Origin of the sequence: Streptomyces sp. NPDC007264, from assembly GCF_042869095.1 — a bacterium.
Lineage (GTDB): Bacteria > Actinomycetota > Actinomycetes > Streptomycetales > Streptomycetaceae > Streptomyces.
The window spans coordinates 319111-335990 of the sequence record NZ_JBIAFD010000001.1 but is presented as its reverse complement, the minus strand read 5'-3'; the positions used below and the strand labels follow the sequence as shown (position 1 = coordinate 335990).

The window sequence follows — 16880 nt, the reverse complement described above, 5'->3', positions numbered from 1 at the left end:
GGTGGGATCACCGGCCGGGGGCGTTGAAGGTGATCCCGGAGAAGTCACGTCCCTGCACGACCGGGCCCTTCTGGGTGCCGCCGCTCACGGTGTTGTGCGTGTCCCCGGCCCCGGTGTGCAGGATCTGCGCCTGCTGCCGCCACTGCGTCAAGGCCTGCCGGAACAAGGGGTCGCGCCCGGCGCGGCGGCTCAGAGCCTCGCTGAGCGCCCGCGCCCGCTCCACATCGTGCGGCGCCTCGGCCAAGGAGGCCAGTTCGACCTCGCAGGTCGCCGGGCCCGGCGAGCCGGCGGGCTCCTCTGCCGAGTCTCTTTGGACCAACCCGCGCAGGGACGCCCAGAGTTGCCGCCCCATCTCACCGCCGGCTCCGGTGGCCGCCGCCACGAGAATGCTCGCCGAGATCGGATCCACGCCCCTACCCCCAGTCGCTCAGCGGAGTCGAACGGCTCTGGGCGTCATCGTCTCAGAACCGCCCGCCCGCGGGAGCGGTCGCTGTCGGCCACTTCCGGGGGCTGGTGTCCGGTACCGGGCCACGGGTCGGCGTCGGGCACCGGACACCGGCCGCTCACATGCTGAAGCCGGTCGGGCCGGATCCGAGGGCCGTCACGTATGCAATGCACGTGAAGGTAATTATGATGAAGACGTGACGCTTCTTCACTGGGCCTGTGCCTTTCGGTCTTTCACATAGTCAGGGTCGATATCCGAAGCACGGGCAAGACAGAGCTCCGGACAGAGGCGTCGGCGCCAGCGCCTCTCGGGAAAGAACAATAGCGGCTGCTCGGGCATGTGTGCGCACCGGATGACGGAACAGCAGGACTCCGTACCGCTTCCCGCGCACACCCCCTGTGCGCGGCCACGCCGCTCGCAATTTCCTACGGAGCGACTTCGCCCCTCAGTTCCGCCAGCACCTCGGCGGCACGCGCCTCCTCGGCAGGAGCTCCTATCCGTCTGCTGACCGCCAGGCTCTCCTCCAGATGAGCCACGGCTCGGGCCGTGCGACCCGCATCTCGTTCGACCAGGGCCAAGTCGTAGAGCACCTCGGCCTCTTCACCCGCCGCGTGAATTGCGCGTATCACCTCAAGTGCGGCAATGTGCTGTCGATAGGCCTCGGCCGTGCGGCCGGCCGCACGATACGCCCTGCCGACCCGGGTGAGCGCGATGGCCTCCGCGCGCCGGTCCCCGACGTCCCGCAGCACCGGCAGAACCACGCGGTACAAGGCGAGTGCCTCATCGGTCCTGCCGAGCGCGTCCAGGACAGACGCCACATTCATCTGGAGCGTGGCCTTGTCTCTCGGATTTCCCATCCGTTCCGCCACCACCATCGCCTGCCGGTACGCGCTTTCAGCAGCCTCTGGGTGTCCCGTTCTCTTGTGAAGTTCCGCCATGTTGTTCAGCGCGCTGTATCTTCCCCGCTCGTCGCCTATCGCCGTGAAATCAGCGAGCGCCGAAGCGAAGCACGCCAATGCTTCTTCGTTCTCGGCCACATGGAGGTGGATTATTCCGAGTAGATTTCGACAGCGCGCGATCCGAAGCAGATCTCCCGTTTGCAGAAGAAAATTGAGAGAGTTCTTCTGGAGTGACAGGGCAGACGTGTACTGGCCCGTCTGCCACAGGGAGATGGAGAGTTGATGAATGCACTCGCTCTCCAGTTCCCGGTCCCCCAGGGACCGCGCGACGTCAAGCGCCTCACGCGCGGCCGAGATGGCCTCGCCGTAGCGGGAGCCGTGGGTGTACACCGTGCAGAGGTCGAGCAGGGCTCGGGCCCTGGCCACGCTGTCACCTGCGGCGTTCCAGTGGGCTGCGGCCCGCCGCAGCAACGGCTCGGCCGCGGCGAGGTGTCCCTCCATGTCCAGGAACCCCGCCAGCACGTGGACGGCAACGGCGAGTTGACGTTCCGAGCCATGGTTCTCAAGCCAGTCCAGAGCGTCCAGGAGGTTGGCCGACTCCACGATCAACCACTGTTCGGCCGACTGCGCGTCGACGATTTCCGTGCCGGGTGGAACAGCGGGATCAGCGGTACCGAGATCCGTGCGCGAACGGAAGGGATAGGCCAGCCGGTCTGCCCGGTCCGCGGCGTGAACGTAGTGATCCACAAGGCCCTGTGCGGCCCGTCGGACATCGTCCTCGGAATCGGCGTCACCGGCCTCGATCAGCCATCGCGCGTAGTCGCGCAGAAGATCATGCATGGTGAAACGGTGTGGAACGGGCTCGAACACGAGATGGTGAGCCAGAAGTTCCTCGAGTATGCGTTCTGCCGTGTCCAGGGACAATCCGGTGAGCGCGGCGATCGCCCCGGAACCGAACTCCACCCCCACATGCAGTCCGATGCGGCGGAAGACCAATCGCTGCTCGGCGTCCAGCGCGTGGTACGAGACCTCGAAGACGTGCCTCAAGGTCCTGTCCAGGTCGTGCAGTTGGGCCAGACGACCACCACCGCCCAGCCGGCGCAGCAGGTCGGTCGTGGTCCATGAGGCGCGGGCGAGCAACCGGCTCGCGGCGATCTCGATGGCCAGCGGGAGGTACCCGCAGATCCGGACGATCTCTGCCACGTCCGACGGATCGGTCGCGCGCCCTCTCCCCAGTCGCTGCGAGAAGAGCGCCGCCGCGTCCTCGGGCGTCAGCACGTCCAGGGAGACCGGCCGCACGCCGGGCAGTCCGGGCAGTCGTCGGCGGCTGGTCACGACGACCGCTGTCGGAGAAGCCCCCGGAAGCAGGGGGCGGATCTGGGTGGAGGAGGTCGCGTCGTCGAGGATCACCAGCATGCGGCGGTCACGCACCGCCGAGCGCCACAGTGCCACCAACGCGTCGAGTCCGCGCGGCAGTTCCTTGGTGGCCACGCCGAGCAGCCGCAGCAGCTCGGTGAGTGCCCGGGCCGGGGTCGGCGGCGTCCGGTCGGTGGAACACCCTCCCAGATGGAGAAGGACGCGCCCGTCCGGGAAGCGGTCCCGCAACCGATGGGCCAGATGGACGGCCAGGGCCGTTTTGCCGACACCCCCCATTCCGTGGATCGCCTCGACGGTGACGACGTCCGAGGCTCCCTGTCCCTCGCAGAGCGCTGCGGTGAGTCGCCGCAGTTCCTCGTGCCGTCCGGCCCACGGAACGTCGCGTGGCAGATTGTCCGGAACCCGGCGCGTCGGTCTCGGGTCCGTCCTCCCGCCGGCTCCGAAGCGGGGCAGCAGGGCCGCCGCTGGGGCCCCCGCCAGGATTCCCTGGTGGACCCGGTGCAGCCCGCGGCCGGCGTCGAGACCGATGTCACGGACGACGCGCTGCCGCGTCCGCTGAAGCAGCCTGGTCGCCTCGGCCGTCCGGTTGCTGCCGTACAGGGCCACGGCCAGGCGTTCGGCCAGGGCCTCGTCCACGGGATGCGCCTCGGCCAACGGCAGGAGCACGGGAACGGCGTCGGTGAACCTCCCCTCGCCGAGGAGGATCTCGGCTCTCGTCACCGCGGCCGCGAAACGGGTCTCGGCGACGGCGCTCCGCAGGTGCTCGGCCCAGGACCCGGTGATCCCGGCGAGTGGTTCACCGTGCCAGAGGCCGTCCGCCCGGTCCAGCAGACGCAGGGCGGCCTGCTCGTCCCCCCTGTCCCTGAGGGAACGGGCTCGCTCGACGCAGCTCGTGTAGCGGCGCAGGTCGACCCGGTCCGGGTCTGCCTCCAGGGAGTACGAGTTCGTACGGCTGACGATCGTGGGTGCGCCCGCCCCGGCGATCCGCAGGGAACCCCGGATGCGGGAGATGTGGGCGTAGAGCGCTTCCCGGGCCTTGCCGGGCGGATGCTCGTCCCAGACGCGGTGGATCAGGGTGTCCACGCTCACCGTACGGCCCGCGTCCCAGGCGAGGGCGGCGAGCGTGACCCTCGTCTTCGTCGATCCGAGATCACTACGGCGGCCCGCTGCCCGAATCTCGACCGATCCCGAAAGCCTGATCTCGAACTCCACCAGCGTCCTCCCCGCCGGTAGGGCCTGCGATTGCCGAGCATTCGATAGTGTCATGGACCTGGCATCACCGACACAAGGGGGCGCCTTGAACTCAAGATTGTCTGATAAATAGCCACATACGTTCCTCTCTTGTCCGCAGCGGGGAGTGACTCCCGGGTGACCGAAAGGAGTTGCGTACGTGCCTGCTTTCTCCTCGGACGGGCCGGAAGCCTTGCTGTCGGCCATGGCCGCCTGCGACGCCGACCCGGAAGCCCCCGCATGGCGCGATCTGGCCCACGTGGTGGACATCGCGGCCCGCGCCGACCCATCGGTGGCCCTGCTCCGGCCCCCGCACACCGCGGGGGGACCGCACGGGGCGGCCCTCCGGCGTGAACTCGCCCGGCGGCTGGACGCGTTGGCCTCGCACGACGCGGCGACACGGCAGGCGGTGGCGGAGTGGCTGCGCCGTCACCCCGGGCCCACCCGCACACCGTCCGGCCCCCCGGCCGCGGCGACCAGCAACGCCGTCAGCGGCAATGCCGTACTCCACGGCCCCAGCGTGCAGGCTCGGGACGTCCACGGGGGCATCCACTTCCACCCGCCCTCCCCGACGCCTCGGTCCCGCCTCCCCGTGCCTCGTCAACTGCCCCCGGTGACCGCACGGTTCATCGACCGGGAGGCCGATCGACAGGCCCTGGACGCCCTGCGTGCCCAGCGGCCGGCGCACGCACCGCAGGTCCTGGTGGTCAGCGGACTGGCGGGCGTCGGGAAGACCACGTTCGCCACCCACTGGCTCTACGAGCACGCCGACGGCTTTCCCGACGGCCAGCTCTACGCCGACCTGGGAGGACGGGCCACCGACGAGGGAGGCGGGCCCGTCTCCCCGGCCGCCGTCCTGGAAGCCTTCCTGATCGCACTCGGCGCGTCCTCGGTGCCGGCCGGGATCGCGCAGCAAAGCGCGTTGTGGCGCTCGATGACCTCGGGACTGCGGCTGGCCGTCCTCCTGGACAGCGCGTTCACGGCTGCCCAGGTGCGCCCGCTCCTGCTCAGTACGCCGACCGGCCTCACCGTGGTGACCAGCAGAAGCAGCCTGACCGGACTGCGGGTCGACGGCGCGTCCGTACACCGGCTGGAGGGGCTTCCCGTCGAGTCGGCCGTCGAACTCCTGGCCGTGGGCGGGGGCGCGCGTGTGGAGCAGGAGCCGGCCGCCGCGCGTGAGGTGGTCACACTGTGCGGGCGCCTGCCCCTGGCAGTGGCCCTGGCCTCCGCCCAGCTCGCCCTGCGCCCCCACCGCTCCGTGTCCGCCCTGGCCGACAGCCTCGCCCGTGGTCCGGGCGCCGTCGACGCGCTGCGCATCGACGGGGAGGCCGTGATGCGGACGGCGCTCGACATGTCGTACGACGTCCTCCCCGACGAGAGCCGTGCGCTGTACCGCCGGATGGGACTGCTGCCCGCGGATCGCCATGACCTCTCGTTGCTGACCGCCCTGGCGGGCGACGGTGAGGCATCGCGTGACACCGGGCACGCCGCCGACATCGCCGCCCACGCTCTGGTGGAGGCGAATCTCCTGGAGGAGACGGGTCCGGGCACCTATCGATTCCACGATCTCGTCCAGCCGCACGCCCGCCGGCTCGGCGAAGAGCTGGAGGACCCGGGCCGGCACGAGCGCACGATGCGCCGCTTCGTCGACTGGTGCCTGTCCACGGCTGCTTCGGCAGAGAGCATCCTCACCCCCAGCCACCGGTTGCCGGGGCACGACCTCCCCACGGGAACGGTGCCCCCCACCCCGCTCGACGGTCCGGAGGAGGCGCTCGCCTGGCTGGACTCGCACCGCAACGGCCTGATGGGCGCGGTACGGCACGCGGCCCAGGCCGGGTGGCACTTCTCCTGCTGGCGCCTGACGGACCTCATGTGGCCCCTTTTCCTCCGGTTGCGTCCGTCCGAGCTGTGGATCGAGGCACACCGCCTCGGCCTCGAAGCGGCCCGCCGCAGCGGATCGAGGCAGGGGGAGGGCCGCATGCTCACCTCCGGAGCGATCGGCTTACGCAACGCCGGCCGGTACCCGGAGGCCGCCGACTGGTACCGGCAGGCGCTGGAGATGGCCACGGCCGACGGCGACGTCCGCCAACAGGCCCAGGCCGTGAGCGGACTGGGACACGTCAGTCTGCTGGTCCACCGGCTCGACGAGGCGCGCGGCCACTTCGAGCGTGCCCTGCGGCTGAGGGAGTCGATCGGCTACCGCCGCGGGGCCGCCCTCTCCCGACGGCGCCTCGGCGAAACCGCCCTGGCCGGCGGCGACCTGGCCACGGCCGCCGAGCAGTTGCGCCGGGCCGGCGCCGAACTGGACTCCCTCGGAGAGACGTACGAGGCGACCCGCGTCCTGGCCCTCCTCGGCCATGTCCTGGAGCGCGGCGGGGACCCCGACGGAGGCGTCGAACGATTGCAGGAGGCGCTCGCGCGCTTCCGCACGGGCGGCACCCGGTCCGAGCACTGGGAGGCGCGCTGCCTGGAGTGGCTCGGCCAGGCCGCCGCGTCACGTGGTGATCACGCGGATTCGGTACGCCACTACGAGGCCGCCCGGGATCTCTTCCGACGCCTCAGCCCCGAGGACGCACAGCGCCTGGACGGCCGGCTGCGGCAGCGGTGACCGCCGCCGCAGCCGGCCGTCCCGCCGGTCAGCGACGCGGCATCGGGACGAGGGAGCGCAGCGCGCGGGGCGAGCCCCCGGATCCCGCCCAGGCATGGACGACCGCGCCGACCGCGTGCGGGGGGACCGGGGCATCGGCCCCGCCCTGGTCCGGCCGCACGAACGACACGGCACCCGTCCGGTCCCGTACCACGACGACACACCTCATGGCGGTATCGGGTACGGCGGCGGCAAGGCAGCCGGGATGGCCCGCCAGCAACTCGCGCGCCCGCCGGTGAGCCGACTCGGGCGGCAGCGCCACGCGGCTCACGAGCACGTCGGCGTGCTCCATGAGATCCGTTCGTCCCGGGCTGTCGGCATTCACCCACAGGTGCACATCGCAGGGAAGCGGGCCGGGCTCGTACGGGCAGGGGGACCGATACGGGTACGCGTGCCGTCCCGCGGACGAGGGCAGCGGGTCGCATCGGACGAGAGCAGGACCCTGAGCCGCGTCCGAACGCCACACGACGGAGACCGACCGGTCGTCCCAGCCGTCACCACGGCGTACCGCGCCGTTCCGTGCCCCGTGGAAGCACACCGTGGCCCAGGCGGCGTCCGACTGCGAGGGCGCGGGCCGGTCGCTCACCGTGCCACCCCGCTGCCGGCCGGGATCTCCCACCGCGTCAGTGACGGCGGGGGCGGGGGCGGCGCGACGAACGGCGGACGGGCGGGTTCTCCCAGCCCGAGCATGCGGTAGACGACCGAACGCGTCCGTCGATGGAACTGGCCCGGCGCCGACGACAGCAGGGCCGCGACATGGTCGTACTGTCCCGGACGGTGCAGCCGCGCCGCGTACTCCAGCTGCTCCGCCAGCGGGTACAACGGAGAGACCACGGGCGCGACGGCGGACAGCAGAGCCGCCGGGGAGGAGGCCGACACCTCACGCCGGGATCCGGCCGTCAGCAGCATCGTCGCGTCCGTGAGCGTGCCGTACGCGGTCAGTGATCCATGGTCGCCGATGATCCAGTCGGCCGCGATCAGCAGCGCCTGCCAGTCGGCTTCCGGGGGGACGACCGCGATCCCCCGGCCCTGACAGCAGGACAGCCAGCCGCGCACCTGCCGGGTGCCGTGCCCCGCGAACACATTCGGATGGACCAGCATCGCGACGCGGTAGACGTCGCCCGGCAGCTGGCTCAGCAGCTGCGGCAGCAGGGAGTCGAGCCGCCCGAACGTCGAAGCCGGTCCCCAGGTGGACGTGACGACCACGAGCCGCTGTCCCTCCCCGATGCCCAGCGCACGGCGGTAGGACTCCCGCCCGGGCCTGCCGGCCATGATCCGGTCGACGCACGGGTCGCCCGTCACGTGAGCCACCGGGAGCGCCTCCGGGCAGGACCGGGCGAGCTCCTCCAGGTCCCGGGCGTGCGCGTAGACGATCGCCGCGGGAACCAGCCGCCCCTCGTGCAGCAGGTGCCGGCGGCTCAGCATCCCCGGCGACCTCCGCTCTCCCGGTGCCAGCGCGGTGACGTCGGTGAGCAGTTTGATCTGCCCGGCCCCGTGCGAGATGCGTACGACCGGAGCCCGCAGTTCGTGCACCCCGCGAGAGCCCGCCGCGAGCGCGAGGTCGAACTCGGCCCTCAGGGCCTCTTCCCAGGGCACCGTGGTGATGCCCAGGCTCCGCAGGAACTCGGTGACTCCGGTGCCGAAGGCATGCGGTGCGACCGTGAAGACCAGCTGAACGCGCAGGTCGGTCTCCAGCAGCTCGAAGACCTCGCGCAGGCGTTGGGCGAAGGTCACCGTGTGCACGACCACCAGGACGCTCTTGCAGTCCCGTACCGTCAGCCAGTGTCCCTGTTCGATCAGTGCTGGTTTCGTCGTATTGACGGACACGCGATCCCCCATCGGTCGTTGCTGCGTACAACAGACGGCAGGGGGGTTCCCTGTGCGTACCGCGTTTTCCTTGCATGCCCCTTGCAACACCCTTGCCCTGGCGGGTGTCGCGCACGGTCGTCCGGCGCCCCGCGGGAGCCGGCACGTCCTCATCCGGTCGTCGCGCGTTCCCGGGGGGCCGGGCGGTCCAGGTGGACCACCACCGTGGTGTAGAAGCGGTGCACGGCGTCGTCGACGCTGCGGATGAAGCCGGTCTCGGCGTTGCCGCGGCTGCTTCCCATGCCCTTGAAGAGGGACAGGCGGAAGCCGGTGATGCGGGTGCTGTTGTTCTTCGGGAGCATGTCTGCGGGCTCGGGGCGCAGCCGTTCCAGCGTTCCCCGCGGCCCCCCGGTCTCGCCCTCGACGAGCGTTTCGATGTGGAGGTCGGCCGGCGCCTCGGCCAGGCGCCTGATGAGCCGCTTCGCCCAGGACAGGGGGTAGCCCTGCTCGGGTGCCGGGATCTCGATGGAGGTGCGCAGCCTGCCCGTGCGCAGGTCGGCGCCGACGCCGAGGACACCGGGCGCGCCCTCGATGCGCAGCTCGGCCTGCAGCCGTCCGTCGAGGCAGAGCTGGTCGGCGAGACGGCCCCGGCGTGCGCCCGGGTCCGTTCCCCTCTTCGCGCGCTGGACGGGCAGTACCTTCTGTCCGAGTTCACCACCCAGCCTGAGACAGACCTGGCGGATCAACCGCTCCCAGCTCTCGACCACTTCCCGTGCGCGCGGGTCTCCCTGGCACAGCGTCTCTTCGTCGATTCCGTTGCGGACGGGAACCCAGGCCGGGCCCATGTTCTGGAAGCCGTGGCAGCCGGAGTTCTCGTGCTGCAGGTAGTGCAGCAGTTCCTGGAGCAGCCAGGCGTGTGCCATGTTGCCGACGCCCTCGTGCCGGATCAGCATCTGTGCCTGGTGGACGACTTCGGCCCACGACAGGTGCCGGAGAGCGACCTTGTGCTTGCGTCGTCCGTCGATCTTGACGTCGACGAGCGGGCTGCCCTCCAGCGCCACGTCGTTCGACAGCGTGATCACGGCCTCGTAGCCGCGGCGCGCGGCGATGTCCATGTACGCCTGCACCTGGTCGGCCTTGAGGGCGTTGCCGTTGGTCTTCGTCTCGACCAGCGCCGTCCACAACTTGCCGGCCCGCTCGACCCGGATCACCCCGTCGGGCCGCCGTGGCGTGTCGCCGTGCGGCAGGGAGACCTCCGTGAACGTCTCCATACGACCGGCCGGCGCTCCGAACGCGGCGGTGAGTCTCCTGCCGAACTCCGGCACCTGCGCCATCACCGACAGCAGCACCGAGGTGGCACGCGCTTCGCGGTCCCGGTCGCTCTTGAGTGCCGAGACCGGAAAGAGCCTGGCTTCCTTCCAGGACTCGTTCTCCGCCAGCGCCTTCCCGACCACCTTGGGCAGGGTGACCTTCTTCTTCGCGGTGCGGGGTCGTGCGGCCGGTTTCTTCGGCTCGGCCGCGTCGTCGGGGCGACGGGGGGCCGGCACGGCCTCCAGCATCACCTGGGGCTTCGGCTCGTCGGCCGGGGCCGGGGCCGGGGCCGCCGGATCCGCCTGTTCCTCGCTTCCCTCGCCGTCCCGCGCCGCCTCTTCCACGGCCGCCTCTTCCGCGGCCGCGTCGTCCTCGATGTCGACTCCGAAGTCCGTCGCCAGACCCGCCAGACCGGCGGCATAGCCCTGCCCGACGGCGCGGAACTTCCACTCTCCCCCACGCCTGTACAGCTCGCCGAAGATGATCGCGCTCACCGCGTCGGCGTCGTCGATGGCGAAGCGCAGGAGGGGCTCGCCCGCCCCGTCGGTCAACGACAGTCTCAGGTCGTCCAGTTCGCCGAAGTGTGCTCCGTGGTAGCGGCTGGCCGCGACGACGATCCGGTCGACGTCGGCCGGGACCACGGTCAGGTCGAAGCTGATCCGGTCCTCGCTCCCCTCCGCTGTCGGCGTCTTGCCGAGGAGCTGCACGCTTCCGTCCGCGGCGACCGGGTTGTTGTAGAAGCAGAAGTCGGCGTCGCTGCGCACCTTGCCGTTCGCGTCCAGCAGCAGCACGGAGACGTCCGCGTCGCCCTCACCGGTGGGGCTGGCCCAGCCCAGACCGACGATGACCGAACCGACGTTCTCGCTCAGGGCCGTCAGAGTCACGTTCGAGCCCTTGACCATGTCGTGCACAAAGCCCCCCAAGGCGGTTGTCTCGGGCATACGTGTCTCCCCACCCGGCTGCCCGGTCAGCAACGCGATGTGACGCGCCGCACACGGAGAACTCTAGTGCTCACAGGGGCCGTCCACGGGGCCGTCCCTCAGTCGGTGGCCGCGCCGAACCACTTGCGGAGCGGTCCCAGCAGGTCCTGCTGGTGCTCCCCGACCCAGGCCACGTGGCCGTCGGGGCGCAGGAGTACGGCGGGGACGTCCAGTTCCTCACTGACGTCGACGACGTGGTCGACCCGGTCCGCCCAGCCCGCCACCGACAGCCGGCCGGTCTGGTCGAGCAACAGGCCGCGGCCGCCGCGCATCAGCTCGTACAGGCGGTCCTGCTTCAGTTTCACGTCTCGCAGGCGCCGGCCGAGCAGTTCGTGGCCCTCGCCGAGGTCGTAGCGGACGTCGACCGCCGTGATGATGCCGGTCACGTACCGGTTGACCTCCTCGAAGTCCATCAGCCTCGAGAACAGCTTCCGCAGCGCGGCCGGGCCCGGGTCGGTCCCCATCAGGGTGATCTGGGCGCGGGTGTTCTCCAGCACGTCGGCGCCCACCGGGTGCCGTTCGGCGTGGTAGCTGTCCAGCAGTCCCTCGGGTGCCCAGCCGCTCACCTCGGCGGCCAGTTTCCAGCCGAGGTTGAAGGCGTCCTGGATGCCGAGGTTGAGCCCCTGCCCGCCCGTCGGCGGGTGGATGTGCGCCGCGTCGCCGGCAAGCAGGACCCTACCGACGCGGTAGCGCTCGGCCTGCCGGGTGGCGTCGCCGAAGCGCGACAGCCAGCGCGGCGAGTGCGCGCCGAAATCGGTGCCCGCGACGGCCCGCAACCGCTGCCTGAACTCCTCCAGGGTCGGCGGGGCCACGCGGTCCTCGACCACGCCGTCGGCGGGCACGACGAGTCGGTGCACCCCGTCCCCGAGGGGAATGGCGCCGAACCGCAGCTGGGTCCTGCGGACCTCCTCGACGACGGCGGCGACGGTCGCCGGGTCCTCGGTCAGCTCCATCTCGCCCAGCAGCGTCTCGACCTTGGTCGGCTCGCCGGGGAAAGCGACGCCGAGTCGCTTGCGCACCACGCTGCGGGCGCCGTCGCACCCGACGAGGTAGCGCGAGCGAAGACGCGTGCCGTCCGCCAGCTCGACGGTCACCCCGTCCTCGTCCTGGCTCAGCCCCACCACTTCGCAGCCGCGGCGGATCTCGGCACCCAGTTCGAGGGCACGCTCGTCGAGCAGCCGCTCGGTGACCGGCTGGGGGGTGGCGAGTCCGTACGGGTGAGCCGTGTCCAGCCGGTCGGGCCACGGCTTGATGATGCCGCCGAACAGGCCGCCTGCCTGGAACTTCCTGCTGACCGCGAGGAACCGGTCCAACAGGCCGCGCTGGTCCGTCATCTCGACGCTGCGCGCGTGCAGGCCCTGCCCGCGGGACTGCGCGGTCGGCTCGGTCAGCTTCTCCAGCACGAGCACGCGCACATCGTGCAGCCGCAGTTCGGCCGCCAGCATCAGTCCGGTCGGACCACCGCCGGCAATGATGACGTCGATCATCTCTCTCCCCGTTTCCGCAGGTTGTGGCTTCGGCGGGTGATTCTGCGGTACGGCCGGGGCCTTGCCGCAAGCCCCCGGGTGCGCTATAGGTTGATAGTGGCGAGGAGCGGAAGTCCTCGCCTTTTCCTTTGGTCGTCCGCCGCTCACCCGCCGCTCACCCGCCGCGGACGCGTCGCGGACGCGTCGCGGGCGGTGCCTGCGGTGCAGGCGACACTGTGGTCCGGGCGGTGCAATATCTGTGTCCGCGAAATGAGAAATTGACGCGGCGCGCGACGAGCATTTCTCACATTGCCCGGTACGGCGGATATCCACCGCGCCGAGGCCCGCCTCGGCGTGCTAGTGTCGACGTCAGTTGCAGTTGTGGTTGCCTGAAGGTTTTTCCGACGGGGTGATCATCACGGCGACCGGATTCCGCGCAGTGCGGACTCCGAGCACCGTCTCGAAGGAGAAACAAAATGGCTACTGGCACCGTGAAGTGGTTCAACGCGGAAAAGGGCTTCGGCTTCATCGAGCAGGACGGCGGCGGCCCCGACGTCTTCGCCCACTACTCGAACATCGCCACCCAGGGCTTTCGCGAGCTGCTCGAGGGCCAGAAGGTGACGTTCGACATCGGTCAGGGCCAGAAGGGCCCGACGGCCGAGAACATCGTTCCCGCCTGACAGCGGCACCGACGCTTGCTTCGCAGCTGGGGCCCGCACCTTGGGGTGCGAGCCCCAGCTCGCTGTGTTTTCCCGGGGCATCCCGGCATTACCACTCCGCCGAACGGGCTATTTTCCGTTCCGGCGCGTCTCGTCATTTCCGGCTCGTTCTCGCGATTCTCTGCGCTGCTCCATCGCTGCGGGAATTCCTTGATACGTGTCGCATCAAGGAAGGTTCCGCATGAACCGCACGCGCACATCCCGTACCTATGACCGCTCCGGCGGCTCCGGAGCCGGCCGCTCCGGCGCCCGGCGACGCTCCCAGGGCCCCGCGCGCCGGGGGACCGAAAAGCCGCACAGCGAGTTCGCGCTGCCGAAGACGATCACGCCCGCGTTGCCCGCGGTCGGATCGTTCGCCGAACTGGCCATGCCGGCGGCGCTGCTGGCCACCCTCGGCCAGGAGGGCGTGACGGTGCCGTTCCCGATCCAGGCCGCGACCCTGCCGAACTCCCTGGCCGGCCGTGACGTGCTCGGCCGCGGCCGCACCGGTTCCGGCAAGACGCTCGCCTTCGGTCTCGCGATGCTGGCCCGTACGGCGGGTCGGCGCGCGGAGCCGCGGCAGCCGCTGGCCCTCGTCCTCGTGCCCACCCGCGAACTCGCCCAGCAGGTCACCGACGCGCTCACGCCGTACGCCCGCTCCGTGGCACTGCGGCTGGCGACCGTGGTCGGCGGGATGTCCATCGGCAGGCAGGCCGGTGCGCTGCGCACCGGGGCGGAGGTGGTCGTCGCGACACCGGGGCGGCTCAAGGACCTCATCGACCGTGGCGACTGCCGGCTCGGCGACGTCGGCATCACCGTCCTGGACGAGGCCGACCAGATGACCGACATGGGCTTCATGCCCCAGGTCACCGCCCTGCTCGACCAGGTGCGCCCCGACGGGCAGCGGATGCTCTTCTCGGCCACCCTGGACCGCAACGTCGACCGGCTGGTCCGCCGCTACCTGACCGACCCGGTGGTGCACTCCGTCGACCCGTCGGCAGGTGCCGTGACCACGATGCAGCACCACGTGCTCCATGTGCACGACGCGGACAAGCACCGGACGACCACGGAGATCGCGGCACGGGACGGCCGAGTGATCATGTTCCTGGACACCAAGCACGCGGTGGACCGGCTGACCAGGCACCTGCTGAACAGCGGCGTCCGCGCGGCCGCCCTGCACGGCGGCAAGTCCCAGCCGCAGCGCACCCGGACCCTCGCCCAGTTCCGGAGCGGGCAGGTGACGGTGCTGGTGGCGACCAACGTCGCGGCGCGCGGCATCCACGTCGACAACCTCGACCTGGTCGTCAACGTGGATCCGCCCAGCGACCACAAGGACTACCTGCATCGCGGCGGCCGCACGGCCCGCGCCGGCGAGTCCGGGAGCGTGGTCACGCTGGTCACCCCCGATCAGCGGCGCGACATGAGCCGGCTGATGGCTTCGGCCGGCATCACCCCGCGGATCACCACGGTCCGTTCGGGCGAGGCGGAGCTGAGCCGCATCACCGGTGCCCAGGCTCCTTCCGGCGTCCCGGTCGTCATCGCGGCGCCGGTCGCGGAACCCGCCCGCCGCCGCTCCTCGTCGTCCTCGGCCCGCGGGCGCCGCGGTCGATCCGCACAGGGCCGGACCGGCGGCGAGGCGTCGCCCCGCGGTACGCGGCGGCAGTCCGCCGGCGCCACGGCCGCGCAGGTGCCGTCGCAGGACTCCCGTCGTCCTCCCCGAGTGCGGGCGGCCGGGTGACGCCACGCCCGGCACCGGCTGCGACCGGCCCGTTCGTCCTCGGAACGTCCTCGGCGGACCGCTCATCCCCTTCTCCTTCTCCCTGTGAGGCCCCATGCGCTGTGTGATCGCCCGGTACCCGTTCGAGCTGACCAAGACCGGAGTGCTTGCTTCGATGGCGGGCGTCAAGCCCGAACCCATCACGGGTGAGTCCGTGACCATCGGCCGCCGCCGCTACCCCGTCAAGCAGGTGGGTGCGGTCATCACCGGACAGGACCGCCGCGACTTCACCAGCGGTGAGGTGGTCCGCGCCATGATCCGTCTCGGCTTCACCTGCCACGCCCCCTCCGAGGCCGCTCCCGTGGCTGCGGCTCCTTCGTTCCCGACCGCGCCGGAGCCGTCCGGACCTGTCGGCCCCGGCCTCCTGGGCGGGTCGGCCGGTGAGGACGGCACCGTCGACGGCCACGGTCGGTGACAACCGGCTGCTCGACGGTGACTCCCCCCGCGTAGAGGGGCGGCTGCCGTGGCGCGGCAGCCCGCCGTCGCGGGAGTCGGCACGGCCCCCGCGCCGACGGATGGTGTTGAATCTCCTCAGGGCCCTGGTGCCGTACGGCGCCAGGGCCCTTCTACGCGTGGGGCAACGAGGTGACATGACAGCAGACAATCCGCTCAGCGATCGACTGGACGACGACGACTACCCGGCCTACACCATCGGCCGGGCCGCCGAGATGGTCGGCACCACCCCGGGATTCCTGCGGGCCCTCGGGGAGGCCCGTCTGATCACACCGCTCCGCTCCGAGGGCGGCCATCGCCGCTACTCCCGGTACCAGCTGCGGATCGCCGCCCGCGCGCGCGAGCTCGTCGACCAGGGCACCCCGATCGAGGCCGCGTGCCGCATCGTCATCCTCGAGGACCAGCTCGAGGAAGCTCAGCGCATCAACGCCGAGTACCGCCGTGCGGCGAACGACGCGGCGACCGAGGCGACCGCCGACGATTCCGGTCCGCGGTCCGGCTGAACGCGTGGCCCCGGGTCCGACGGGTCAAATCCCGACGGCGCCCGCTCGCGGAGGGTGGCCCTGCGGTCCGAGCCACCGCCCGGTGGCGCTCGATGCGGTTGACGCGGGGCCGGGACGGCCCACGGGCGGTGCTGCGCTGCCTCCGGAGCCCGGCCCGACCGGGTGTCAGGGGCGGGTTGCGATCTTCAGGTCACCTGCGGTCACCCTGCGGAGGTGGTCACTGGCGAGCAGGGTGTGCGGGTAGCCCAGTTCGATCGCGCTGGCCTCGTCGAGGCGGGCCAGCTGGGCGGCGGTGAAGTCGACCTCCAGGGCGCCCAGGTTGTCCTCCAGCTGCGCGGGGGTGCGGGCGCCGATGATCGATGCCGTCACACTCCGGTTCTGCAGGGTCCAGGCCAGGCCGACCTGGGCGGGTGTGCGGCCCGTCTCCGTGGCGACCTCCTTCACGACATCGGCGATGGCGAGGCCGCGCCCGGTGACCATGCCCAGGGCGACGTTGAAGCTCTTGCGGGTGCTCTCGCCGGACGAGTCGTCCGTCGCGGTCAGGTCGTCGCGGCCGTACTTGCCGGTGAGCACTCCGCCGGCCAGCGGTGAGAACGGGATGACGCCCAGTCCCATCTCCCGTGCCATGGGGATGAGGTCACGCTCCCCGGCACGTTCGATCAGGTTGTATTCGATCTGCAGCGCGACCAGGGGCGACCAGCCGCGCAGGTCGGCGATCGTCTGCATGCGGGACACCTGCCAGGCCGGGGCGGTGGAGACCGCCACGTACAAGATCTTGCCCTGGCGGACGAGATCGTCCATGCCGCGCAGGATCTCCTCGACCGGCGTCGTGACATCCCACACGTGCAGGTAGAGCACATCGATGTAGTCCGTGTCGAGCTGTCGCAGACTGGCTTCCACCGATGCGAACAGGCTCTTGCGGTGAGCGCCCCCGGAATTCGGATCGCCGGGGCGGCGCAGCGTCGTGTACTTCGTCGCCAGCACCAGGCTCTCGCGACGGGCGCGGGTGAATGCGCCCAGCAGCCGCTCCGAGCTGCCGTCGGTGTAGGTGTTGGCAGTGTCGATGAAGTTGCCGCCGCGCTCGACGTAGAGGTCGAACAGCTTGCGCGCCTCGTCCCGATCGGCGCCCCAGCCCCACTCGGTGCCGAAGGTCGCCGCACCCAGCGCCAGCGGTGAGACCCGCAGCCCGGAGCGGCCCAGCAGCCGGTAGGTGTCCAGGGTGAGCGACATCGTGTCCTCCTGTGCTCGTGGTCCGTGTCGAGAAGGAGCCTGTGACCGCCGCGAGCCG

At 71.0% G+C, this 16880-nt stretch carries 12 protein-coding genes; 5 read left to right on the top strand and 7 right to left on the bottom strand.

Features of this window, described 5'->3' with window-relative positions; translation table 11 throughout:
* Positions 1 to 7: 7 nt before the first annotated feature.
* Positions 8 to 409 (bottom strand): hypothetical protein, encoded by a 402-nt coding sequence (locus tag ACFYMU_RS01510; protein WP_388366531.1) that lies wholly within the window; start codon positions 407 to 409, stop codon positions 8 to 10.
* A gap of 461 nt (positions 410 to 870) precedes the next feature.
* The gene (locus ACFYMU_RS01505; protein WP_388366529.1) at positions 871 to 3933 is read right to left on the bottom strand and encodes a tetratricopeptide repeat protein; all 3063 of its coding nucleotides are present in this window, start codon (positions 3931 to 3933) and stop codon (positions 871 to 873) included.
* A 178-nt stretch (positions 3934 to 4111) separates the two neighbouring features.
* Between ACFYMU_RS01505 and ACFYMU_RS01500 the strand changes: the two genes are divergently transcribed.
* The gene (locus tag ACFYMU_RS01500; RefSeq protein WP_388366527.1) at positions 4112 to 6559 is read left to right on the top strand and encodes an ATP-binding protein; all 2448 of its coding nucleotides are present in this window, start codon (positions 4112 to 4114) and stop codon (positions 6557 to 6559) included.
* Positions 6560 to 6587: 28 nt separating this feature from the next.
* Here ACFYMU_RS01500 and ACFYMU_RS01495 read toward each other — a convergent pair whose 3' ends face one another.
* The 4 genes from ACFYMU_RS01495 to rox form a co-directional block, all read right to left on the bottom strand.
* Complete coding sequence (locus ACFYMU_RS01495) at positions 6588 to 6890, bottom strand: hypothetical protein (RefSeq protein WP_388366525.1); 303 nt, start codon at positions 6888 to 6890, stop codon at positions 6588 to 6590.
* 290 nt (positions 6891 to 7180) lie between these two features.
* Positions 7181 to 8437: a hypothetical protein gene (locus ACFYMU_RS01490; protein ID WP_388366523.1), complete on the bottom strand. Its 1257-nt coding sequence runs from the start codon at positions 8435 to 8437 to the stop codon at positions 7181 to 7183.
* Positions 8438 to 8574: 137 nt separating this feature from the next.
* Positions 8575 to 10617, bottom strand: a complete 2043-nt coding sequence (locus ACFYMU_RS01485) for a TerD family protein (protein WP_388366947.1) — start codon at positions 10615 to 10617, stop codon at positions 8575 to 8577.
* A gap of 137 nt (positions 10618 to 10754) precedes the next feature.
* Positions 10755 to 12182 (bottom strand): rifampin monooxygenase, encoded by a 1428-nt coding sequence (gene rox, locus ACFYMU_RS01480; protein WP_388366522.1) that lies wholly within the window; start codon positions 12180 to 12182, stop codon positions 10755 to 10757.
* A gap of 455 nt (positions 12183 to 12637) precedes the next feature.
* On the opposite strand from rox, the gene ACFYMU_RS01475 reads away from it, so the two are divergent.
* From ACFYMU_RS01475 to ACFYMU_RS01460, 4 genes are all read left to right on the top strand, one after another.
* Positions 12638 to 12841 carry a cold-shock protein gene (locus tag ACFYMU_RS01475; RefSeq protein WP_381086356.1) on the top strand — a complete coding sequence of 68 codons (204 nt, stop codon included), beginning with the start codon at positions 12638 to 12640 and terminating at the stop codon, positions 12839 to 12841.
* Between the two features lie 220 nt (positions 12842 to 13061).
* A complete protein-coding gene (locus ACFYMU_RS01470; protein ID WP_388366520.1) occupies positions 13062 to 14597 on the top strand; it encodes a DEAD/DEAH box helicase in 1536 nt (511 codons plus the stop codon).
* Between the two features lie 94 nt (positions 14598 to 14691).
* Positions 14692 to 15051 carry an SCO5918 family protein gene (locus tag ACFYMU_RS01465; protein ID WP_388366518.1) on the top strand — a complete coding sequence of 120 codons (360 nt, stop codon included), beginning with the start codon at positions 14692 to 14694 and terminating at the stop codon, positions 15049 to 15051.
* Between the two features lie 175 nt (positions 15052 to 15226).
* Positions 15227 to 15592, top strand: a complete 366-nt coding sequence (locus ACFYMU_RS01460) for a MerR family transcriptional regulator (protein WP_388366516.1) — start codon at positions 15227 to 15229, stop codon at positions 15590 to 15592.
* Positions 15593 to 15757: 165 nt separating this feature from the next.
* Here ACFYMU_RS01460 and ACFYMU_RS01455 read toward each other — a convergent pair whose 3' ends face one another.
* Entirely contained in the window at positions 15758 to 16822 is a 1065-nt protein-coding gene (locus ACFYMU_RS01455) for an aldo/keto reductase (protein WP_388366514.1), read from the bottom strand.
* Positions 16823 to 16880: the final 58 nt, after the last annotated feature.